A 624-nucleotide genomic window follows, 5' to 3' on the forward strand; every position below is an offset into this window, starting at 1 on the left:
CGATGCAAATTGTAAACGCTCTGAAATAGTTTTGCCCATTTGATCAAAAGGCCCAGAAACTTTGTTTTCGTCCTCTAGTACCTTTTGATATGATTCTCTTGAAAGCTTATCACTCTTATAGAACGATTCTGGTTCTTTGAGAAAAAAACTAGAAAAGTCTATTTGCTTTGGGTTTGTTTTCTGATTCTTTGTTATAGCTTGATAGGCTTTTTCTGTTTGTGAAAGTTGTTCTTTTTTTAACGCAAGTTGTTTTTTAAAGAGCTCAATAATTTCCTCTTTTTTTAATAGCTTAATAAGCTCCAGATACTCTGCTGGTAGAGCAGGTGGTGGCGGTGGAGCAGGTGGTGGCGGTGGAGCAGACGATGGGGATTGTGCACATTTGTTTAGGACTCCAGTGCGGTCTGTTCCAAATATGTTCTTTTGATATTGAGCAAGTCCCAACGCTAGAAAATTGCATGTATCTGATTGAGAAGAATCCGATGCATGTGCCAGATTTATCATCCCCAAAAGGGTAATCATTCCTGTTATAATAAATCGCTTTTTCATCTGTCTCCTCGCTTGATTTCGGCAGGGATTGTTTTATTAATAGGCACACGGTTCCTATCATTGGGCTGTTTTAGCTTT

At 38.6% G+C, this 624-nt stretch carries 2 pseudogenes; both read right to left on the reverse strand.

Annotated features, from left to right (window positions below):
• Window positions 1-546, reverse strand: a pseudogene (locus tag ACFINO_RS10985) (hypothetical protein); the annotation flags it as partial.
• Window positions 543-624, reverse strand: a pseudogene (locus ACFINO_RS10990) (TrwH protein); the annotation flags it as partial. The pseudogenes ACFINO_RS10990 and ACFINO_RS10985, both read right to left, overlap by 4 nt.

Origin of the sequence: Bartonella sp. AA83SXKL (assembly GCF_042196965.1) — a bacterium.
Lineage (GTDB): Bacteria > Pseudomonadota > Alphaproteobacteria > Rhizobiales > Rhizobiaceae > Bartonella.